The sequence below is a fragment of the Dermabacter vaginalis genome, from assembly GCF_001678905.1.
Lineage (GTDB): Bacteria > Actinomycetota > Actinomycetes > Actinomycetales > Dermabacteraceae > Dermabacter > Dermabacter vaginalis.
Genome location: NZ_CP012117.1, coordinates 164,200 through 184,411, shown reverse-complemented (window position 1 = coordinate 184,411; position 20,212 = coordinate 164,200). Strand labels below are relative to the sequence as shown.

At 64.4% G+C, this 20,212-nt stretch carries 17 protein-coding genes; 10 read left to right on the top strand and 7 right to left on the bottom strand.

Features of this window, described 5'->3' with window-relative positions; all coding sequences use genetic code 11:
- Nucleotides 1–6: 6 nt before the first annotated feature.
- Both DAD186_RS00690 and DAD186_RS00685 read left to right on the top strand, forming a co-directional pair.
- Nucleotides 7–1,008, top strand: coding sequence for a LysR family transcriptional regulator (locus DAD186_RS00690; protein WP_167550745.1), 1,002 nt, complete (start codon nt 7–9; stop codon nt 1,006–1,008).
- On the top strand, nt 1,005–1,508 hold the full coding sequence (locus DAD186_RS00685; protein ID WP_065247084.1) for a hypothetical protein: 504 nt from the start codon (nt 1,005–1,007) through the stop codon (nt 1,506–1,508). The genes DAD186_RS00690 and DAD186_RS00685 overlap by 4 nt, the downstream gene beginning before the upstream one ends.
- Here DAD186_RS00685 and DAD186_RS00680 read toward each other — a convergent pair.
- Together DAD186_RS00680 and DAD186_RS00675 are read right to left on the bottom strand one after the other, a co-directional pair.
- Nucleotides 1,505–2,329: an alpha/beta hydrolase gene (locus DAD186_RS00680; protein ID WP_065247083.1), complete on the bottom strand. Its 825-nt coding sequence runs from the start codon at nt 2,327–2,329 to the stop codon at nt 1,505–1,507. The genes DAD186_RS00685 and DAD186_RS00680 overlap by 4 nt on opposite strands.
- Nucleotides 2,326–4,539 carry a choice-of-anchor M domain-containing protein gene (locus DAD186_RS00675; protein WP_065247082.1) on the bottom strand — a complete coding sequence of 738 codons (2,214 nt, stop codon included), beginning with the start codon at nt 4,537–4,539 and terminating at the stop codon, nt 2,326–2,328. The genes DAD186_RS00680 and DAD186_RS00675 overlap by 4 nt, the downstream gene beginning before the upstream one ends.
- A 156-nt stretch (nt 4,540–4,695) precedes the next feature.
- Between DAD186_RS00675 and DAD186_RS00670 the strand changes: the two genes are divergently transcribed.
- Both DAD186_RS00670 and DAD186_RS00665 read left to right on the top strand, forming a co-directional pair.
- On the top strand, nt 4,696–6,657 hold the full coding sequence (locus DAD186_RS00670; RefSeq protein WP_236886262.1) for an ABC transporter ATP-binding protein: 1,962 nt from the start codon (nt 4,696–4,698) through the stop codon (nt 6,655–6,657).
- A complete protein-coding gene (locus DAD186_RS00665) occupies nt 6,654–8,459 on the top strand; it encodes an ABC transporter ATP-binding protein (RefSeq protein WP_065247081.1) in 1,806 nt (601 codons plus the stop codon). Before DAD186_RS00670 ends, DAD186_RS00665 begins: the two co-directional genes overlap by 4 nt.
- Here the strand turns inward: DAD186_RS00665 and DAD186_RS00660 are convergent.
- The 3 genes from DAD186_RS00660 to DAD186_RS00650 are packed head-to-tail and all read right to left on the bottom strand — an operon-like array spanning nt 8,456 to nt 10,639.
- Nucleotides 8,456–9,124, bottom strand: a complete 669-nt coding sequence (locus tag DAD186_RS00660) for a nucleotidyl transferase AbiEii/AbiGii toxin family protein (RefSeq protein ID WP_065247080.1) — start codon at nt 9,122–9,124, stop codon at nt 8,456–8,458. The genes DAD186_RS00665 and DAD186_RS00660 overlap by 4 nt on opposite strands.
- A 5-nt stretch (nt 9,125–9,129) precedes the next feature.
- On the bottom strand, nt 9,130–9,471 hold the full coding sequence (locus DAD186_RS00655; RefSeq protein WP_065247079.1) for a hypothetical protein: 342 nt from the start codon (nt 9,469–9,471) through the stop codon (nt 9,130–9,132).
- On the bottom strand, nt 9,452–10,639 hold the full coding sequence (locus DAD186_RS00650; protein WP_065247078.1) for a glycerate kinase: 1,188 nt from the start codon (nt 10,637–10,639) through the stop codon (nt 9,452–9,454). The genes DAD186_RS00655 and DAD186_RS00650 overlap by 20 nt, the downstream gene beginning before the upstream one ends.
- 111 nt (nt 10,640–10,750) lie before the next feature.
- On the opposite strand from DAD186_RS00650, the gene DAD186_RS00645 reads away from it, so the two are divergent.
- The 3 genes from DAD186_RS00645 to nhaA (DAD186_RS00635) all read left to right on the top strand — a co-directional run bounded on the left by DAD186_RS00645 (nt 10,751) and on the right by nhaA (DAD186_RS00635) (nt 15,044).
- On the top strand, nt 10,751–12,091 hold the full coding sequence (locus DAD186_RS00645; protein ID WP_065247077.1) for a M20/M25/M40 family metallo-hydrolase: 1,341 nt from the start codon (nt 10,751–10,753) through the stop codon (nt 12,089–12,091).
- A 51-nt stretch (nt 12,092–12,142) separates the two neighbouring features.
- A complete protein-coding gene (gene nhaA / locus DAD186_RS00640) occupies nt 12,143–13,525 on the top strand; it encodes a Na+/H+ antiporter NhaA (RefSeq protein WP_082991004.1) in 1,383 nt (460 codons plus the stop codon).
- Between the two features lie 175 nt (nt 13,526–13,700).
- Nucleotides 13,701–15,044, top strand: coding sequence for a Na+/H+ antiporter NhaA (gene nhaA / locus DAD186_RS00635; protein WP_065247076.1), 1,344 nt, complete (start codon nt 13,701–13,703; stop codon nt 15,042–15,044).
- Between the two features lie 3 nt (nt 15,045–15,047).
- Here nhaA (DAD186_RS00635) and DAD186_RS00630 read toward each other — a convergent pair whose 3' ends face one another.
- Nucleotides 15,048–16,685, bottom strand: a complete 1,638-nt coding sequence (locus DAD186_RS00630) for an LssY C-terminal domain-containing protein (RefSeq protein ID WP_082991003.1) — start codon at nt 16,683–16,685, stop codon at nt 15,048–15,050.
- 99 nt (nt 16,686–16,784) lie between these two features.
- On the opposite strand from DAD186_RS00630, the gene DAD186_RS00625 reads away from it, so the two are divergent.
- The 3 genes from DAD186_RS00625 (at nt 16,785) to DAD186_RS00615 (ending at nt 19,113) form a co-directional block, all read left to right on the top strand.
- The gene (locus tag DAD186_RS00625; protein WP_065247075.1) at nt 16,785–17,660 is read left to right on the top strand and encodes an aldo/keto reductase; all 876 of its coding nucleotides are present in this window, start codon (nt 16,785–16,787) and stop codon (nt 17,658–17,660) included.
- Between the two features lie 59 nt (nt 17,661–17,719).
- Nucleotides 17,720–18,559: an aldo/keto reductase gene (locus tag DAD186_RS00620; RefSeq protein ID WP_065247074.1), complete on the top strand. Its 840-nt coding sequence runs from the start codon at nt 17,720–17,722 to the stop codon at nt 18,557–18,559.
- Nucleotides 18,560–18,675: 116 nt separating this feature from the next.
- Nucleotides 18,676–19,113 carry a hypothetical protein gene (locus DAD186_RS00615; RefSeq protein WP_065247073.1) on the top strand — a complete coding sequence of 146 codons (438 nt, stop codon included), beginning with the start codon at nt 18,676–18,678 and terminating at the stop codon, nt 19,111–19,113.
- Nucleotides 19,114–19,260: 147 nt separating this feature from the next.
- Here the strand turns inward: DAD186_RS00615 and DAD186_RS00610 are convergent, their stop codons facing one another.
- On the bottom strand, nt 19,261–20,211 hold the full coding sequence (locus tag DAD186_RS00610; protein WP_065247072.1) for a rhomboid family intramembrane serine protease: 951 nt from the start codon (nt 20,209–20,211) through the stop codon (nt 19,261–19,263).
- Between the last annotated feature and the right edge of the window lies 1 nt (nt 20,212).

The window sequence follows — 20,212 nt, the reverse complement described above, 5'->3', positions numbered from 1 at the left end:
GGGCGTATGGATCCTCGCAGACTCGTGATCTTCAACAGAGTGGTCACCAATGGCTCGATCGGCGCCGCGGCGCGTGAGCTTGGCTGGACCCAGCCCGCCGTGTCCCAGCACATCGCTGCCCTCGAAAAAGATACTGGCATGCAGCTCGTCGTGCGCGGCTCGGGCGGCGTCACCCCCACCGAGGCCGGCGCGCGACTCGCCGTGCACGCTGCCGCGATTGCGGCGAACCTCGAGGCAGCGGAGACCGAAATGAACGACCTCGCCGCCCTCAAGAAGGGCCTCGTGCGCTGCGCGGCTTTTCCTTCGGCCGCCGCGATGCTGCTACCTCCAACCCTCGCCCGCATGGAAAAGGACTACCCCGGCATAGAACTGGGCTTCACCGAATGCGAGCCGCCCGAGGCACTCGAAGGCGTGCGCGGCAATAACTTCGACGTCGCGATGATTTTCCGCTACTCGCAAACCCCACCCGAGGAGCACGAAGCGCTCGAGTGGACGCCGATCCTCGCCGACCCGGTGCGGCTCATTCTCCCGAAGGGGCATCCTCTCGCGAAGCGAGACGACATCAGCATGAAGGATTTGAACGGCGAGGCGTGGGTTGCCGGCTGCGATAGGTGCAGCGCGAACCTCCACCACCACGCACAGGTCGCGGGCTTCACACCCGATATTCGGTACTGCACGGACGATTCGACGGTGGCCCAGCGCCTCGTGGGGCACAACACGGGCGTTATCGCGCTCCTTCCCGAGATTGCCCTCGAGGCCTACCCGAACGACACGGTCGTCATCAAGGAAGTGAAAGAGCTCGACAACCGCGTGATCGGCATCGTCAACCGCCCCGGTGCGCTCAAGATCCCCGCGATCGCGGCCTTCGTGAACACGCTTCGCCACAACGCGAACGCCCACGGGTGCACGCTCACGCACGCCCATGTGCACCTCGATACCGAGGACATCGACAATCTCGATGCCCTCGCGGATATTGAGAACAACGCGCGCGAGGAGGCGCAGTCATGAGCACGCGCAACTCCCGCTCGCACCCGCCTGCGATCCGGCTGTGGCTGCGCACGGCCATGTTTCTGCTCGTGGGGGCGGTCGCCGCGGCGATCTGCGCGTACTACGGGTGGTGGATCACGATGACGATCATCCTCGTGCCCACCCTGTTCTTCGCGTGGTGGGTCTCCCCCGCCCGCAAGGGTCAGCACACCCCGTGGCTCGACGCACTCACGCGCCGCGCCCCGGACCACGCGATCATCGTGTGGTCACCCGCCGATAAGCACAGCGCCCAAATCCAGATCGCGCTTCAGCCCACCGATCCGCGCACGTCGTGGGTCAACTACCACCACGACACCGAGGCGTGGGCGTTCGCGCAGCAACACGGCGGTTTCGCGGCACTCCCGATCGCTCTCATCGGCGAGCGGGTTCTGGAAAACGCGACATCGGGGCAGGTGTTCGACGCACTCGACAGCACGAACACCGAGGGCACCAAGGACTCCGGCGAAGCGCCCGAGCGTTAGATCCAGTCGAGGAAGCGACGCACGTACTCGTCCCACACGGCCCATTCGTGGGCCCCGGGCGTGTACGTCACCTCGTGCGCATGCCCCGCCTCTTCGAGCGTGCTCACGAAAGCCCGCGTTTCCTCAAGCAGGAAATCTTCGGTTCCGCACCCGATCCACAATCGCGGAAGCGAGCCCGGCTCGGCCTTCTGCGCGAGCGCGTTGAGATCGTCAATCGCGGGAAACGCGCCCTGCTCCACGCCCTCGAAGTACGACTCGTACACGCTTCCGTCCTCGGGCGTGAGGCCCTGACCCCATATTCGCGCGGGCATTGCATGCCCGAACTCGGTGTAGTCGCGCTCCGCAACCGCAAGCGCGCCCGAGAATGAGCCTGCCGCGGCGAAGCGCTCGGGCTGGTTGAGCGCGAGCTTCATCGCGCCGAAGCCGCCCATGGAGAGGCCAGCAACGAACGTGTCTTCGCGAGCCGTCGAAATCCGGAAGGTCTGGTTGATGAGCGCGGGAAGCTCCTCGCTCACGTACGTCCAGTACTTTTCACCGAGCACTTCATCGGCGTAAAACGAACGGCGCACCTCGGGCATCACCACGCAGATCCCCTTCGCGGAGGCGTAGCGTTCGATGCTCGTGCGGCGCGTCCATCCCGTGCAGTCGTCGCTCAGGCCGTGCAGGAGGTACAGGACCGGAACGCGCGGCTCGCCGTTCTCGTCGAGGTCGATCCCTCCCGCCATACCGATCTGGCCGTCGGTTTGCTGCGGGTAAAGCACCACCGCGCTCGTGCCCATCCCGTGTGCGGGCGAGTGAAAATCCATGCGTGAGTGAATCATGGCTCTAGCGTAGTCGCCGAACAGAACTCGTCTTTCGCATTCTTGCCCACGAGGATCGTGAGGGTCTGAGGGTTCGAGGTCACCGTGGTGCCGTCGGGCTTCACCGCCTTGTAGGTGAAGGTCAGGGTGTACGTGCCCGGCTTGGTGAAGGCCCACGCAGTGTGCGCGTGTGTGGGGCCTTCGATCGGGAGGGAGCGCGGGGCCCCCTTGCGTGAGGCCAGCAGTGTCCTCGGTTTTCCGCCGAGGCCGTCGGGGACGAAGAGCGACACGTCGCCGGGGCCCGTGACTTTCTCAAGCGTCAGTTCGTAGGAGGAGAAGTCTCCTTCCTTGACGCGTTCCGTGCTGTACCCGGGCCAGGGAAGGGAGGGATTCTGCGAGAACGGGAGCACCCACGTCGGTTCCCCCACGGGCGCGAGAATGCCGTCCCATTCCTTGCCAGCCTGCGCCTTGGTGCGCGCTTCCTTGGCGGCATCGCTCACGACAAGAGCAATCTCGCCGCCATCGCGATCGACGGTATTTTTCGCGCCGATTCGGCTGTCGTCCTTGATCGTTGAGCTCACGCCGCTCGCATCGCCCTGGAGGGCGAGATCGAGGTGACCGTGGTCGATCAGGAGGCGGTCGCGGCACGTTGGTGCCTCGCCGGGAGTGGTCGGGTCCGACGGCTGCGAGGGGTCGGGGCGCGGCTGATCATTGCTCGGTGATGTTGCCCCATCCGGGCTCAGCTCGAACGTTTTCTTAAAGGTGTCGCGTGCGTTGAATGAGGACGCGAGGGTCACCGAGGTTTTCTTGGCGTTGCGCACGAGCGGATGCGGAGTGAGACTGAGCTTGAGCGCGTCACCACTGTCGAGGTAACTGCTCGGGACGCTGAGGGTGGCTTTGCCGCCGCGAACCGCGGTGTCAAACGTCGTGTTGGGCAGGTCGTCTTTTTCGGAGCTGAACTGACCAAGCGAGACGAAGCCCGCGAATTGGGGGTCGTCGACCGTCACCGTGAGCGCGTGTGTTCCGTTGCTCGCGGGGGCGAAGGAGGCAGATACGCGGCGCGAGCCGATGCTCAGTTCCTTCGCGCCGAATTTTTCGGATTTTTCGGCGTTCGGCGCGAGCGGGTCTGCGCTTTCGCCTGTGCTGGCCTTGGCGTCTTTGAGTGAGAGCGGCGCGGAGGTGTAGCGGAGAGCGCCGGATTCATCGCGAACGTTGACCTGGTACCGGGACGCATCGGCGGGAAGGAGTTCATGGAAGCCCGCGTAACCGTGCGAAAGGCCGACGGTGGCGAGGTGAGAGCCGTTGACGGTGAATTCTGCGGTGCCCTTCTCCACTTCCGGGGTGCGGACCTCGAGCGTATGGAGCTTGCCTTCGACTGCCGAGTCCCTCCCCTCGACGCCGGAGGCGGGGGTGATCGTCAATCCGTGTTTCGCCTGAGAGGGTGTCTTTTCAGCGATGCTTGTCATCGCGGCTCCGGGGCGGTTGCCGCCCACTTGCCACTGGGTCGTGTATTCCTTCGTCGCTAGTAGCGAGCCGCTCTTGGTGCGTGCGCTCGCGCGATACGTGAGCTCGTAGCGGCCCGGGCGCGAGAACGTGGTGTAGTTGTGGGTGTGCGTCCCGGCAGTGAGGAGCGCGCTTCGGTAGCGGGAGTCGCTACTGCTGAGCATGCGGGTCAAATATCCGCTTTCTCCTTCGCCGCCTGGACTCCAGCGGAACTGTTCCACGCGGCCCGGCCCCTTGACATCGACGAGGTCAAGCGTGAAGGCACCGTCACGGAAGTTTTCGATCGGTACGCCCGTGTCCGCGCCGAATCCTGCCCAGATCGGGTCGTGCGGAAGGTTGGAGATCATGGGGGACATGAACAAGTCGGTCCCGGGTTTTCCGAGGAAGTCGAGCTCGGGGGCATTCTTCGGAACGGTGAAGATGAAGTTTTGCTTGCCCTCTCGCGTATAGCCGTGACCGAGGTTGTGGATCGCCGTGTCGATCGGTCGCCTCTCTCCCTTGGCTTCGGTTTCGAGGCTCAAATGACCGTCTTTGTAGAAAACCTTGGGGCTGTCGACGTGGCCTTTTTCGGCGACGAAAAGGGAGGAGTCGCGCGGAATCTCGCCCGGCGCGGCGCTTGCGGGCGGAGTATGGAACGGGGCGATAGCGAGAGTAACGGTGACGACGGTTGCCGCCATCGTGGCGAAGAGGCGTCGAGACATCGAGGCCCGTGGCGTTGTGAGGGACATGGCTTCTTTCTCGGCTGGGCGCCGCGGAACTCGGCGCGTGAACAGGTGGGCACCACCCTACACTATTGAGAACGGTTCTCATCTAGGCGTTGATGACCGCTCACTTCGTGAAACAGCACACACGAAACCGCCACCATCCCTAAGATTGTGTACATCATGCAGAACAGTGCCGCTCCCCCGCGCCCGCACCCCATGATTCGCCTGTGGGGCATTGTGAAACCCATCCGCATAAGGCTCGTCCTTGGGCTTTTGTGCGCGATCGGCAGCGCCGTTCTCGGCCTCATGATTCCGCAGGTGCTCGAGCGCCTCGTGAACTCTGATCTCGTTGAAGGTGGCACCGCCGCAGCCGTGTGGACCGCCGGCGCCACAGTTCTCGTGCTCGGCATCTTCGAGGCCCTCCTTCTTTTCCTTCGCCGCGTGTTCGCCCTCGTGCCCGCGACCGGAGTCGAACGTGACATGCGCACGGATCTCTACGACAAAATCCAGCACATGCCCGTCGCCTTCCACGACCGATGGAGCTCGGGGCAGCTCCTCTCACGCGCGATGAGCGACACGAACCTCATCCGCCGCTGGATCGCCTTCGGCGTGATCATGGGCGTGACCACGGCGGTCACCGTAATCGTGGGCATCATCCTGCTTCTTCGCTCGAGCTGGATTCTCGCCCTCGTCTTCATTGCAGCGGCGATCCCGATTGGAATCTTTTCGTTCCGGTTCAACCGCCAATTCTCCACTCTCTCGCGCCTCTCGCAGGATCAAAACGGCGATCTCGCCACCACAATCGAGCAGTCGGTTCAGGGCATTCGCGTGCTCAAGGCCTTCGGGCGCGGCCCCACGGCCCTCGAACAGTTCACGCATCAGGCCAACGAACTGCGCGGCACCGAGGTCAAAAAGGCCACGGCCATCGCCCGCTTCGACATGCTCATGTATGGCCTCCCGGAGATCGCCACCTCCATCAGCCTCCTGCTCGGCATCTACCTCACGGCACACGGCCACATGAACCTCGGCCAGCTCAGCGCCTACTTCGTGACCGCCGTGCTCGTCACGGGCCCCGTGCGCATGCTCGGCCAGCTTTTTGGCATGCTCATCAACACCAACACGGCCCTCGACCGTTACTTCGAAGTCAAGGATGCCGCGAACACGATCACCGACCCCGAGCACCCCACAATCGAACCCGGGCGCACATTCGAGGGGCGCCTCGCCCTCCACGACGTCCACTTCCGCTACTCCGATTCGCCCGCGCACATGCCTGACCTCCTCGACGGTGTGAGCCTCGAGGTCAAGCCCGGCGAAACGATGGCGCTCGTGGGCATCACGGGCTCCGGCAAATCGACCCTGCTCCAGCTCGTGCCACGCCTCTACGACGTCACCTCAGGCTCGATCACGATCGACGGCTACGACGTGCGCGACATCCCCCTCGACACCCTCCACAGCATGACGGCCTTCGCGTTCGAGGATGCGACGCTTTTCAGCGATTCCGTTCGCGACAACGTGCTCCTTGGGGCGCCCGGGTACGAAAGAACCGTCGGAACCGTGGAGTTTTCGAACCGGCTTTTTGGTTCCGACGGCACCGTGCCCCCATTGACGCGCACCTCCACGCGCAGTGCCGAGCTTGACGAGGCGCTCGACCTCGCCCTCGACACCGCCGACGCGCGCTACGCCTACGAGCTACCCGAGGGCGTCGACACCCACATCGGCGAGGAGGGCATGAGCCTTTCGGGCGGCCAGCGCCAGCGTCTCGCCCTCGCGCGCGCGATCGCGGCGAAGCCCACGGTGCTCTTGCTCGACGATCCGCTCTCCGCGCTCGATACGAAAACGGAAGAACGCGTCACGGAGCGGTTGCGCGAGGTTCTCTCCCACACGACCACGCTCATCGTCGCGCACCGCACCTCAACGGTCGCCCTCGCGGACCGCGTGGCGCTCCTCGAGGATGGCCGCATCACGGCCGTGGGCACACACACCGAGCTCATGGCCACGAGTGAACGCTACCGTTACGTGATCGCGAATCAGGAAGAGGAAGCGCGCGGCAATCGGAACCTCACGCGCGTGGCAACGGAGACGGGAAGCCTCGAGGTTGCCGAGATTCGCGCCGCGGCCGAAGAGAAGGGAGGTGCGCGATGAGTCAGGTTGTCACCGACGAAAACCACGAGTTCACGAAAGAAGAAAACCGTGCCTCGCGTCAGCGTTCATTCGCCCTTCTTCGGGAACTTCTCGCACCCGAGAAGGCCTCGATCGCGCTGGTCGCCATCATGGTGGTTCTCGCGCAGGCCGCGGTCGTCGCGGGGCCCGCGATTCTCGCGTGGGGCATCGACCACGGTCTTCCCGCCCTCATCGAGGGCGACGCGCTGCCTGCACTCGGCGTGGCTGGCCTCCACGCGGCGTGCGCGATCATTGCCGCGGCCCTCACTTTCGTCTTTACGCGCCAGTCCTCCGTCATCGGCCAGCGACTCCTCCTTGAGCTGCGCCGCCGCGTTTTCCGGCACACGCAGCGCCTTTCCCTCGAATTCCACGAACGTTACACCTCCGGGCGTATCGTTTCTCGCCAGACTTCTGACATGGAAGCTCTGCGGGAGCTTCTCGAGTTTGGCGTGCCGATCCTCATCGGCTCGAGCCTCTCGATGGTTCTCACGGCCGCCTCGATCGTCGCGATGGACTGGCCCACGGGCCTCATCATGCTCGTGCTGCTCATCCCCTGCATCGCGCTGACCGTGTGGTTCCAGGTGCGCTCGCGTATCGCGTATCGCGGCATGCGCACCCACTCGGCTGCGCTCATCGTGCAGTTCGTCGAGGCGATGAACGGCATCCGCGCCGTGAAGGCCTTCCGCAAAGAGGAATCGAACTCGCGCGAGTACCGGGCCCTCGCGGAAAACTACCGCCGCGCAACCCTCAACTCGATCTCCGTGTTCGGCATCTACCAGCCTGCTCTGCGCCTGCTCGCGAACGTCACGGTCGCGGCAGTGTTGGTCGTGGGCGGCTTCCGCGTTCTTTCGGGTGACTTGAGCGTGGGCGTGCTCCTCGCCCTCGTGCTGTATGCGCGGCGCTTCTTCCAGCCGGTCGATGAGATCGCAAACTTTTACAACTCGTTCCAGTCAGCAACGGCGGCACTGGAGAAGATCAGTGCGCTTTTGTGGGAAATTCCGACGGTTGCCGACCCCCACGCCGCACACGCGAAATCCATTGCGAGCGGCCGGGGCGCCATCGAGTTCACGGATGCCGAATTCCGCTATAGCGAGGATGGCCCGCTCGTGCTCAAGCCCCTCGACCTCACGATTCCCGCGGGCCAGACCGTCGCGCTCGTGGGACAAACGGGTGCGGGTAAGTCGACGATCGCGAAACTCGTGTCGCGTTTCTACGACGTCACGAAAGGCAGGGTCGAGCTCGACGGTGTGGATCTTCGCGAGCTCACGAGCGAGGAACTCACGCGCAATGTCGTGATGGTGACGCAAGAGGCCTACCTGTTCAGCGGCACCGTTGCCGACAACATCGAGTTAGGGCGTCCCGGCGCAAGCCGCGAGGAAATCATCCGCGCGGCGAAGGCGATCGGCGCCCACGAGTTCATCGAAGCCCTCCCCTACGGCTACGACACGGACGTGAGCAAGCGCGGCGGCCGCGTTTCCGCGGGTCAGCGTCAGCTCATCTCGTTCGCGCGTGCGTTCCTTGCGAACCCGAACGTGCTCATCCTCGACGAAGCGACAAGCTCGCTTGACCTCCCGAGCGAGCGGCTCGTGCAAGAGGGCCTCACGAAGCTCCTCGGCAACCGCACGGCACTCATCATCGCGCACCGCCTCTCGACCGTCATGATCGCGGACCGCGTGCTCGTGCTCCATGACGGCGTCGTGGTGGAGGACGACACGCCCGCGGCGCTTATCGAGAAGGGTGGCCGCTTCGCCGCGCTCTACAAGGCGTGGCAGGATTCGCTCTAGGGTTCCTCGGTTGCGGCCCCTCGCCCCAAAATCGCCTCGCGAAAAAGCCCAAGCGCACCGCGCATATCCGCTTCTTCGTCGAGTCCGAATCCATACTCCTCGAAGTCCTCACGACGAGGAAAGTCGGGATGCTCCGGGTCAAGAAGCGCGGCAAGAATAGTGAATTCAAGACCTGGATCGTTGTGCCTCGCCATATCAAGGATCTCCGGGTGCATCCACCTGCCGTCGAGCACTATCGCGGCTACGTCCATGTAGTCGCGTTGCTCATGGCGACTATAGAGGGCCGCCATTTTTGATCCCACGCAGTCCCTTATGTCGAGAACGGGACCAATAGGCAGCTCGGTCGGTGGAAACCCCCGCCAATCGATGCCAAGATCAAACCCGACCTCGTGTCCCTCCCAGCGAATTCGTCCGTCGACAAAAGACTGGAACTCACGCCCGATAATCAGCTCTGCTCCTTTCTCGAGCAGAGCTGAGCGGAGACGAGGCACGATCTCTGGCACCTTGCCAGCGAACTGATCGGTAGCAAAAAGATCAACGTCTCGTGTGGGACGTGAAATGACTCGGTGCTCAGAAAGTGCACCCGCGCCGGTTAAAACGAATCCGGTGCCGCGTAGTGCGGAGAGCATTACCCGGGCGACCTCGCGCCTAATTTCCTCGTCCATCGCCTCTACCTCCGTCGGCGTTGCTCAATCTCAGGAAATCGCCGCGCCCAAGAATCGACGATGCGAGTGTCGAGCGTGAGGGTCGGCCAGTCATGAAGGAGGAGATCACGGTTGAGAAAAGCGGTGAGATGTTCTTGGCGGCCATTGGAAAGAACCGCCTGGTAGAGGCGACGACGCTGCCGCTCATTCGACACATCAAACGTGGTGCGCAACCCCGACCAATGAACGTCCACGGGTGGAGTGAGCAAGCCTTCCGACGGCCCTCTGAGTTCCTCGAGCGAATCCGCGACCTCGAATGGCTTGACGTCTCGAAAACGCACACGCTTTTCAGCCTGATTCGTCGCCATGAACTGCTCCTTTTCCTAGTTCCATGAGTCGCATCGAGGTTGCCGCTGCACGCTCGAGGTTGCGCGGACCGTCATTGAGCGCCTCTTCGAGAGTCGTCACTCCCTGCACGATCGGCACGAGAGCGCTCACACCATGAGCGTAAAGCACCTCGGCGCCCTCGCCTACGCGCCCCGCAAACGCCACGCACGGCACGCCGTGGCGCCTTGCGAGAGCGGCGACACCCGCGGGGGCCTTGCCGTGGAGCGTCTGTGCGTCGATCGCCCCTTCACCCGTGAACACGAGGTCAGCATTCTCGATCACCTGCTCTAGCCCCACCGTGCGCGCGACGAGATCGAAGCCCGGCTCGAAGCGCGCACCGAGAAACGTTCGCAGTGCCCACCCAAGCCCGCCTGCGGCTCCGGCGCCCGGTTCGTTCGCGTGGGCGCGGGCGCGAAGGACGGGGTCCGACGCTTCCGCAGCCTCCACGAGTTCCCCAAGGAAAGCATCGAGCTTCGCCACCGTAGTGCGATCCGCACCCTTTTGCGGGCCAAAGATCGCGCTTGCGCCGCTTTGACCGAGAAGCGGATTCGTGACGTCGCACGCAACCTCGATGCTGACCTGCGAAAGCCGTGGATCGAGGCCGCTCACATCGATACGCGCGAGCTTTCCCGCGAGTGAGGAGGGAGCGGGGTGAAGCGGGCAACCGTCGGAATCAAAAAAGCGCACGCCGAGCGCCCCGAGCATGCCCACCCCACCATCGTTCGTGGCGGACCCGCCGATGCCGATGATGAGGCGGCCACCCTCGCCGATCCGGTCGAGGGCGTGCGCAATGAGCTCCCCCACGCCACGCGTATTCGCCCTCCACGGGTCTCGCTCATCGGGCGTGAGGTGCATGAGGCCCGCGGCGCTCGCCATCTCGAGGGCGGCGGTGGGCGGCTCCACTTCCAAGGCAAGGGCAAGCTCCGCGCTCACGGGGCGGCCGAGGGCATCGGCGACGGTGATGGGATGGCGGGTGGCCTCGAGAGCGGAGGAGAGGGAAGCGGTGAATCCCTCGCCACCGTCGGACACGGGAATGAGCGTGCACGCCGCCCCCGGAACCGCTGCACGCACCCCACGGGCGATCGCCGCTGCGGCCTCCCCGGCGCTCATCGACTCCTTAAAGGAATCGGGCGCGATTACCACCCTCACGGTGAGCCTCCCTGCTCCCGAGCCATGACGACCTGGATTTTCCTCGACAGCTCTCTCACAGTGAAACTACCGTCTCTCCCGTGGAGACCGTCAAGGGGGTAACGTGGAATTATGCCCCAGACTGAGAACCCCGAGTCGAACCTGCCCACGAGCCCGCGCGACATCCTCGAGGCTCTCGTGCGAATCGACAGCACCTCCCACACCGGGAACCTCGAGACGATCACACTGCTGCAGCGGATCTTTGCGAGCAAGGGCGTGACGACCCACGTGTTCCGCGAAGACGACGGGCTCGATGCGAACCTCGTTGCCGTATTCCCCGCGAAGGGGGAAAGCGCTGGCGACAGCACCGATCGGGCAGCAAAGGACGTGCTCGGTAGCGACTACGGTACGGGCCGCGGGGGCGTGGATCGACTCGAGGGCGAGAGCACGCCTGCACACGCGAGCGACGCCGCACGCCGAGGCATCCTCATCGCGGGCCACACTGACTGCGTGCCCGTCACGGGACAAGAGTGGGTAAGCCCGCCCTTCGAGCCGACCGAGCGCGACGGCAAACTCTACGGCCGCGGCACGGCCGACATGAAAGGCTACATCGCGACCTTCACGGCCCTCGCCGATCGTTTCCTCGCGGCCGAGCTGACCGAACCCGTGTACCTCGCCGCGACATGGGACGAAGAAACGAGCTGCAACGGTGCGCGCGAACTCGTCAAGCAACTTGACACGCTCGAGATCGCACCGCGGATTGCCTACGTTGGCGAGCCCACGATGATGGACGTCATCACCGCCCACAAGTCCATGAACTCCTTCGAGGCCGATTTCCGGGGCATCGCCGCCCACTCGAGCCTCCTCCCCCGCGGCCTCAACGCGAACCGCTACGCGGCGATGTTCACCACCTGGTTCCACGAAGAGATCATCGACCGCGGTATCGCCGAAGGCCCGAGCGATTCCGCCTTCCTCGTCCCCCACATCACGGGCGGCGTCAACCGCTTTGACGGCGGCAACGCGATCAACACGGTCGGAGCGCACGCGCACCTTCTTCTCGAATACCGCGCCCTCCCAAGCGACGACGCGATCGCGATCGCCCGCCGCATCCAAGCGAAGATCGCCGAACTCGACGAGGAGATGAAGAAGGCAATTCCCGCCGATCCGGCCGATCCCGAGCAAGCGAAAAACGTGGGCGCGAGCCTCACGATCCGCACGCTTCTCTACCCGCTCGACTGCGGGACCGAGGGCGAGGCCGTACAGCTCGCGCGTGAACTCGGCGTGACCATCAGCCCCACGAAAGTCACCTACGGAACCGAGTCCGGCATTTACGAAGCTGCGGGCATGAGCGCCGTCGTCATCGGCCCCGGCGATATCGCCCAGGCACACGGCGCGAACGAATACGTTGCCCTCGACCAACTCGACAAGTGCGAAGCGTTCTTCCTCGCGCTTCTCGAGCGCCTGAGCAACTAAGACCACAAACCCGAATCCTTCACGACGATCAACCCATTGGAGTAGCACGCAGTGAATAGCAAGCAGGCGTCGGATAGCGACCTCCCCGCACCCAAGCCGGGCACGCCCAAGAAAATCCTTGAGCAGGGAACCTTCCGCGAATACAGCCGCGTCGAAGAAATCCTCACGAAAGAATCTGCGGGTGGTGTTGCCCTCGTCATCGCGACCATCCTCGCGCTCATCTGCGCAAACTCCCCCCTTTCGGATCTGTACTTCAGTGTGCGAGACGCGCATCTCGGTTTTGATCTCGGCTGGCTCAACCTCAACCTGTCGATCGCGCACTGGGCCGCCGACGGTCTCCTCGCCGTCTTCTTCTTCCTCGTGGGCCTCGAACTCAAGCACGAATTCATTCGCGGTGACTTGCGCGACCCGAAGCTCGCGCTTGTCCCCATGCTCGCGGCCGCCGGTGGCGTGGCGGTCCCCGCGGTGATCTATACGCTCGTCAACCTCGCCGGCCCCGAAGCCTCTCACCACGGCTGGGCGATTCCCGCCGCGACCGACATTGCTTTCGCCGTGGCCGTGCTCACCCTCATCGGCTCGAAGCTGCCCGCGGCGCTGCGCACCTTCCTTCTCACGCTCGCCGTTGTGGACGACCTGATCGCGATTCTCATCATTGCGCTCTTCTACGCCGAAGAAACAAACCTGCTCTACCTCCTTGCGGCGGTGCCCGTGATCGCGATCTACGCGCTCGTGGCCTACAAGGCCGAGTGGCTTTTCAAAAAGCACTACTCGACGGCGTGGATAATTCTCTTCCCGCTCGCGGTCATCACGTGGATCCTGTTCTACAACTCGGGCGTCCACGCCACCATCGCGGGCGTTGTGCTCGCGTTCTGCGTGCCCGTCCACGCTCGCAGCGCCTACGGCCAGCAGCATTCACTCGCCGAAACCCTCGAGCACAGGCTCCGCCCGTTCTCCACGGGCGTTGCCGTTCCCGTATTCGCGTTCTTTAGCGCGGGCGTCGCCGTGGGCGGCTTCAGCGGGCTGTTCGATGCATGGACGACAACCGTGGCCCTCGGCGTCATCATCGGGCTCGTGTGCGGCAAGATGATCGGTATCACCGGCACAACCTTCCTCGTCACAAAGCTGACGAAGGCGAACCTGGACGACGAGATCAAGTGGATCGACCTCATCGGCATGTCCGCCATCGCCGGTATCGGCTTTACCGTGTCGCTCCTCGTCGCGGAGTTGAGCTTCGATCCCACGAGCCCGCTCGTGGAAGACGCGAAGATCGGTGTGCTCACCGCCTCCCTGCTCGCGGCAGTCGTGGGCGCACTCATTCTGCTGCCTCGCAATAATCACTACAAGAAGATCGCCGAGCTCGAATCGCGCGACGAGAACAAGGACGGCATCCCCGACGTGTTCTCCGACGACACCTCGCGCTCACCTCAGCAGTAGCGCACCCCGCACATGAATGGGGCCCCGGTCACACGACCTGGGCCCCTTTCGCATGCGCAATGAAACGGCATGTACACTCGGTTTTTGGTGTGCCGGGAAGTCTGGTCGGCACGGGCCTCGCGGCCGAGACCGCGGCCCGTTGATAATGCCCGCCGAGCCCCCAAGGACTCTCCCCATGACGAGCAACCATCAAAGCCGCACCGACACGATTCTCGCGCGCGGCACCTATCGCGAACTGACGCGCATCGAAAAAATTCTCACGGCCGAAACCACGGGCGGCCTCATCCTCGTAGGCGCCACCATTCTCGCGCTCATCCTCGCGAACTCCCCCGCCGCCGACGCCTACTTCTCGCTTCGCGACATGCACGTCGGCTTCTCCACGAGCTGGCTCGACCTCGACCTTTCCCTCGCGCACTGGGCAGCCGATGGCCTCCTCGCGATTTTCTTCTTCCTCGTGGGACTTGAGCTCAAGATGGAGCTCACAAAGGGGGATCTGCGCGATCCACGCCGCGCGTTTGTGCCCGTCGCGGCAGCCGTTGGTGGCGTGGCGCTCCCGGCCCTGCTGTACACGGCTTTCAACGCCGCGAACCCCGAAACTCTCGATGGTTGGGCGATCCCCGCCGCGACCGACATCGCCTTCGCCGTCGCCGTTCTCGCCATTGTTGGGTCAAAGCTTCCCGCCGCGCTGCGCACCTTCCTCCTCACCCTCGCCATCGTCGATGACCTCATCGCCATCACGATCATCGCCGTGTTCTACTCGAGCGACCTCAAGCTCCACTACCTCGCCTTCGCACTCATTCCCCTCGCCCTTTACTGGCTCGTCGCCAACAAAGCCGAGGCGCTCTTCAAGAAGCACTACAGCGCGGCCTGGTTCGTGCTGCTCCCACTCGGCCTCATCGTGTGGGCGCTCTTCTACAACTCCGGCATTCACGCCACCATCGCCGGTGTGGCCCTCGCGTTCATGATCCCCGTGAACCCCCTCTCGAAATACGGCGAGCGCTACTCGCTTGCCGAGACGTTCGAGCACCGCTTCCGCCCGCTCTCCTCGGGCATCGCCGTGCCGATCTTCGCGTTCTTCAGCGCGGGCGTCGCCGTGGGAGGCCTGAGCGGCCTCACCGAGGCGTGGACGTCGAGCGTTGCGCTCGGCATCATCGTGGGCCTCGTTGCGGGCAAGATGCTTGGCATCGTGGGAACGACGTTCCTCGTGACTCGCCTCCGCGGCGCGAGCCTCGACCCTGACATCAAGTGGATCGACCTCACGGGCGTCGCGGCGCTCGCGGGCATCGGCTTCACCGTGTCGCTTCTCGTGGCCGAGCTCAGCTTCGATGTGTCCAACCCCGCGCACGATTGGGCGAAGGTGGGCGTGCTGACCGCCTCGGTGCTCGCCGCGATCGCCGGCGCGGCCATCCTCGCACCGCGCAACGCCCGCTACGCGAAGATCGCCGAACGCGAGAAGGTCGATGCCAACCGTGACGGCATCCCCGACGTGTTCTCCGACGACTCCGCGCGCACGCCGTAAGCCTCAGGCTCGGTCGGGATCTTCGCCGCAGGAGGAACCTTCATCGTTCGCGCTCTCGCGCGCGGCGTAATACGCGATGCGGTCCGTATGCACCCAGATGCGGGCCGCATCCGACGTGAGCGTGAGAAGCGCGAGGGTGCTCAGGCCTACGCCGAGAAGCTCGGAGGCACTCGCCGCCCCCGCCGGTTCAAGTGCCGCCACGCTGATGCGCGTCAGAGAATCGAACGCGAGCAGCGCCATGAGGCCGAGCCTCGCCCATCGATTGCGACCGAGCATGAGCAGGAAGAGCACAATCTGCCCCGCGACGAGCACGGTGAGAGGCACAAGCGGAGCATCACCGAGACGCTCGAAACCAAGAGCGCGCGTGACGCCGTCGGCCACCGTTGCGCCCGAACCCTTCGCCCACACGAGCCACCACAGCCCCAGAACCGCGATCGTTTCAAGAGCGATCATGAGCCCCACAAACCCGATCGAGGGGGGCGGGAGGTGGTGGTCGCCGAAGTTACGAATCGCCTGGAGGAAATCCTCGCGTGCGCCGTGCCATTCGCGCTCGAGCGATTGCATGAGCTCGCCCGGGCGAAGCGAGCGGCCCCGCAAGTAGAAGATGCCCGTCGCGCGGTTGCGCGGCTGGATCACGGCGGTGGAACCGGTCGAGCGGGCCTCGGCACCCGTCACGTCAACAACGGGTAGGTGGCCGTCGGTACGCAGCGGGTCACCGCCGCCATTCACGTGGTGGTACGAGGTTGAATAGTCCTTGATGACGCCCACGGGGATCGCGTGATCGGCGTGCAGAAGCGTATCGACCACGTAGTTGCGTTCAACGTCGGTGTTTTCGTCGATCTTGTGCGTGACCTGGAGCGTGAATCGCGAAAGCCCCACGCCACGGTCATAGGTGGCGGCGGCGAGCCATGTCACGCGATGCCCGCCCGGCATGACCCACTTGTGTGGCACGCGCCAAAAGCGAATGTGATGGCGCCTGAGCGTTGTACCGCCCACCTCCTGCTGATAGGCAAACTCATGGCGCCTGCCGAAGAGGAAGAGCGAGCTCACGGGCGCCCTCGGATACGAGCGCCTCAAGAGGAATGCCACCACGGTGCGGCGGGCGCTGTGCAGGGTGTTTTCTTCCGCGAGCACCCAGCCGGCCTTACGCATCGCCACGTGAATGTCCTCGGCTGAGCCTTCGAACGCGAGGTTGACGGGGTCGCCGAGCAGCCCGTCCGCCGTGCGCGTGCGTCCCATGAAGTAATCGGGAACGTAGACGGCCGTGAGCGCCTGGTGAATGCGCGGGAGCGCGGCGTAGGTGAACACGAGCCAGAACACGAGCAGGTTAATGAGGCGGCTCGGGTTGGTCGTAAGGCCCTGGCGAAGAAACACGTACGCGAGCACGAGGGAGAGCACGGTCGCGAGCAGCACGAACACGGCATCGAGTCGCGGATAAATCTCGAGGCGCGGACGGTCGTGGTCGTGGCCCGCCGCGTGGTCGTACGTGGGGTACGTGAGGGGAACGGGCCGCTTCCACTTCGCAAACCGGGTGCGTTTCGTATGCGGCGGGCGGGGAACCACGCGCGGCTTTTCGGGAAGGGGGAGGGGATCCGACGGTTGCCGCGCCTCCGCGCGTGCACGCGCCCCGTAAGCCTCCATGACGCTCATTGTACGGGCGCAGCTTCACCATCGTGATGATTCAGGGACCACCCGATGGAGGTTTATAGGCTGGTGCGAGGCTTTAGGAAGAAGGATGAGATGACCTCCGCGAGCGATGCCGCTACTGCAAGCCCCCTGCTCACACTGAGCGACGGCAGGACGATCCCCCAGCTCGGCTTCGGGGTGTACAAAACCCCGAACGACGAGGTCGAAGCCGCCATCGCCTGCGCGTTCGAGGCTGGCTACCGGCATATCGACACGGCGAAGCTCTACGACAACGAGGAGGGCGTGGGGCGGGCCGTGCGCCACTCGGGTCTTGCGCGTTCCGACCTCTTCGTCACGACGAAGGTGTGGAACGACGACCACGGTCGTGAGAAGACCCGCCGCGCGTTCGAGGAGAGCCTCGAGCGGCTCGGTCTCGACTACGTGGACCTCTACCTCATCCACTGGCCCATGCCCATGAATGGTCTCGCGGTCGAGACCTGGGAGGAACTCATCAGGCTCCGCGAGGAGGGCCTCGCCACCTCGATCGGCGTGGCAAACTTTCCCGCACGCCGCATCGACGAGCTCACGGCCGCGACGGGCGTTGCGCCGGTTCTCAACCAGATCGAACTCAATCCCTACTTCGCTCAAACAGAACTTCGCGAGGCCAACCGCGAACGCGGCGTGCTGAGCCAGGCGTGGGCACCGCTTCACCGAGCCAAGGGCCTCTTCGACGAGCCGATTATTCGCGACATTGCCGAGCGCCGCGGGGCGACGCCCGCGCAAGTGGTGCTCGCGTGGCACCTCGCGCTCGGCACGATCGCCATTCCGAAATCCGTGACACCGAGCCGCATTCGCGAAAACTTCGCTGCACTGAACGTTCACCTCACGTCCGAGGATCTCGAGGCGATCGCGACCCTCGATCGCGGGGAGGCCGGGCGCACCGGCTTCGACCCGGAAACGATGGTGCGGGGTGCGGGCTACAAGGGCTAAGCACCACGCATTTCACGCAGACCAAGAAAAGTGTGACCGCTAACTGTAAGGAGACACCCATGGCCTACGAAAGTCCACTCACGACCCTGAACGACGGGAAGCAGATCCCGCAGCTCGGCTTCGGCGTGTTCAAGGTCCCGAACGACGAGACCGCCGCTGCTGTCAAGGCCGCGATTGAGACCGGCTACCGCCACATCGATACCGCAGCCGTATACGGCAACGAGGAGGGTGTGCGCCAGGGTATTGACGCCGCGGGCATCGACCCGAAGGACCTGTTCATCACCACGAAGCTGTGGAACGCGAACCAGGGCTACGACGAGACGATGCGCGCGTTCGACGAGTCCATGGGCAAGCTTGGCCTCGAGGTGCTCGACCTGTACCTCATCCACTGGGCATGCCCGAGCTTCGGCCTCTACAACGACACGTGGAAGGCCTTTATTGAACTCCAGAAGCAGGGCCGTATCACGTCGATTGGCGTGTCGAACTTCCCCGCGGAAAACCTTGAGGATCTCATCGAAACGAGCGGCGTCACCCCGGTTCTCAACCAGGTTGAGCTTCACCCCTACTTCAACCAGGCGGAGCTGCGCGTGGCCAACACCAAGTACGGCGTTGCCACCGAGGCATGGGGCCCGCTTGGCCAGGGCGGAGACGTTCTGAGCGACCCCGCCCTCGAGACCATCGCGAAAGCCCACGACGCGAGCATCGCGCAGGTCATCCTCGCGTGGCACCGCCAGCTCGGCACGATCGCCATTCCGAAGTCGGTCACGCCTTCGCGCATCGCCGAAAACTGGGAGTCGCTTGGCCTCACGCTCAGCGGCGAGGAGATCGAGAAGATCAACGCTCTTTCGCGTGCCGATGGCCGCGGCGGCCCGGACCCGGCCACGGCGGATTTCAAGTAAACCGTCGGAGGCGAAGTTTCGTTCCGTTAAGCGGAAGGTAACAAGTTCCCGAACACTGTGCGGATCCTGCCCGCGCCCTCTTCCCAGGGGGGCGCGGGCCTTCCTATTTTGGAGGCATGAGTGACGCACGCACCCTTTCACGCACCGATTACACATTCCGCGCACGCGGCCAGTTCGCGCTTTCACAAGACGAGGCGTGGGACCGCATGACCCAGCAGTGGCTTCCCGCCTGGCTGGGCCTGCCGTCGATCCCGCTCATGGTGGGTGGCCCACTCGTCAAGAATCCCGGTAAGAACCGCCAGATCATCGGCAAAGTGCTCGGCTCGGCGCTCGGGCACCGCATTCGCGTGGAGTACGACAGCCCGCTCGTGAACGCTCGCATCATCGTGCAGGCCACCCTGATGGAGGACGAGGGCGCGACCATTCTTGAACTCGATGTGGAGCAGGCCCCCTCGCACGAGGCCCTCGAATCTCTCCGCGAGGTGTGGAGCGAGCGCGTGGCCGCCGCCGAAGCCGAGGTTGCACGCGAGCACGAGGCACACCGCGCGCTCTAAGGGCTCGCCCCAACCGCATACGCGAAAGCCCCGCCCGTGTGGGCGGGGCATCGGTGCTGTTCACGCGTGAATGACACCGCTGTAGTTCTCCCCAACCGTGAACAACGTTGTGGATAACTCAGTTGTGCGGTGGTGGCTGGAGCAACCCTAGGCGAGGTAGCCCGTCTGCGCCGCGAACCACCACTTGACCGCGCACGCGGCGATCAGCAACACGACGATTCCCGCGATCACGCCGCCGTGAATGAGCGTCGATTTTTTCGCGACAGCAACGCGATCCGCGCCAGGTTCGGCGGTGGGTCGGGTTGCGAAGAACAGGCCGACGGCTGCTGCCCCCACAACGAGGCCTCCAAGGTGGCCCTGCCACGAGATACCCGGGTAAATGAAGCCAATCACGAAATTGAGCACGATAAGGATAAGAACCTGCGTGCTCTCCGCACCGAGCCGGCGTTGGAGGATCAGGAGCGCGCCGAACATGCCGAAAAGACCGCCCGAAGCGCCTACCGTGCCCGTGAACCACGAATCCGTGCCGATGCTTGACAGAAGCAGCACGGCGGTGTGCCCGCCGAGCACGCTCACGAGGAACACCGCGAGGTATCGCCAGTGCCCGAGCGCGCGCTCAAGATACTGCCCAACGGCCCACAGCGCGTAGAGATTCAACCCCACGTGTGCGATTCCCCCGTGGAGGAAGCCGCTCGTGAGGAAAGTCCACGGCATCGCGAGCGAGCGGAACGGCGCGAACATGAACCACTGCGAGAGTGTGTGATCAAGCCCGATGAACTGGAGTGCGAAGATCACGGCGCACAGCCCCATGATCGTGTACGTCACGACGGGGAGGGTGCGCACGGGCTCGGCTCCCACAACGGTTCGCGGGGCACTCTGACGCTGACTGTGTTCGGCCTCGCTCACGCAGTCGACGCATTGGATGCCTACGGCGGCCCTGCGCTGGCATTCGACGCACGCGGGGCGGTCGCAGCGCTGGCAGCGGATAAGAGAGGGCCGATCCGGGTGGCGCGGGCACACGGGGGCCGCACTACTCGTGTAGTCCGGCTCGCCCCCGCCCGGCTTCGGATCGGCTCCTTTTCCGTAGCTCTGGGACATT

Excerpts from the sequence above, each read along its gene's own strand:
- DAD186_RS00690 (WP_167550745.1), top strand. The coding sequence starts at position 7 with ATGGATCCTCGCAGACTCGTGATCTTCAACAGAGTGGTCACCAATGGC.
- DAD186_RS00685 (WP_065247084.1), top strand. The coding sequence starts at position 1,005 with ATGAGCACGCGCAACTCCCGCTCGCACCCGCCTGCGATCCGGCTGTGG.
- DAD186_RS00680 (WP_065247083.1), bottom strand. The coding sequence starts at position 2,329 with ATGATTCACTCACGCATGGATTTTCACTCGCCCGCACACGGGATGGGC.
- DAD186_RS00675 (WP_065247082.1), bottom strand. The coding sequence starts at position 4,539 with ATGTCCCTCACAACGCCACGGGCCTCGATGTCTCGACGCCTCTTCGCC.
- DAD186_RS00670 (WP_236886262.1), top strand. The coding sequence starts at position 4,696 with ATGCAGAACAGTGCCGCTCCCCCGCGCCCGCACCCCATGATTCGCCTG.
- DAD186_RS00665 (WP_065247081.1), top strand. The coding sequence starts at position 6,654 with ATGAGTCAGGTTGTCACCGACGAAAACCACGAGTTCACGAAAGAAGAA.
- DAD186_RS00660 (WP_065247080.1), bottom strand. The coding sequence starts at position 9,124 with ATGGACGAGGAAATTAGGCGCGAGGTCGCCCGGGTAATGCTCTCCGCA.
- DAD186_RS00655 (WP_065247079.1), bottom strand. The coding sequence starts at position 9,471 with ATGGCGACGAATCAGGCTGAAAAGCGTGTGCGTTTTCGAGACGTCAAG.
- DAD186_RS00645 (WP_065247077.1), top strand. The coding sequence starts at position 10,751 with ATGCCCCAGACTGAGAACCCCGAGTCGAACCTGCCCACGAGCCCGCGC.
- nhaA (WP_065247076.1), top strand. The coding sequence starts at position 13,701 with ATGACGAGCAACCATCAAAGCCGCACCGACACGATTCTCGCGCGCGGC.
- DAD186_RS00630 (WP_082991003.1), bottom strand. The coding sequence starts at position 16,685 with ATGGAGGCTTACGGGGCGCGTGCACGCGCGGAGGCGCGGCAACCGTCG.
- DAD186_RS00625 (WP_065247075.1), top strand. The coding sequence starts at position 16,785 with ATGACCTCCGCGAGCGATGCCGCTACTGCAAGCCCCCTGCTCACACTG.
- DAD186_RS00620 (WP_065247074.1), top strand. The coding sequence starts at position 17,720 with ATGGCCTACGAAAGTCCACTCACGACCCTGAACGACGGGAAGCAGATC.
- DAD186_RS00615 (WP_065247073.1), top strand. The coding sequence starts at position 18,676 with ATGAGTGACGCACGCACCCTTTCACGCACCGATTACACATTCCGCGCA.
- DAD186_RS00610 (WP_065247072.1), bottom strand. The coding sequence starts at position 20,211 with ATGTCCCAGAGCTACGGAAAAGGAGCCGATCCGAAGCCGGGCGGGGGC.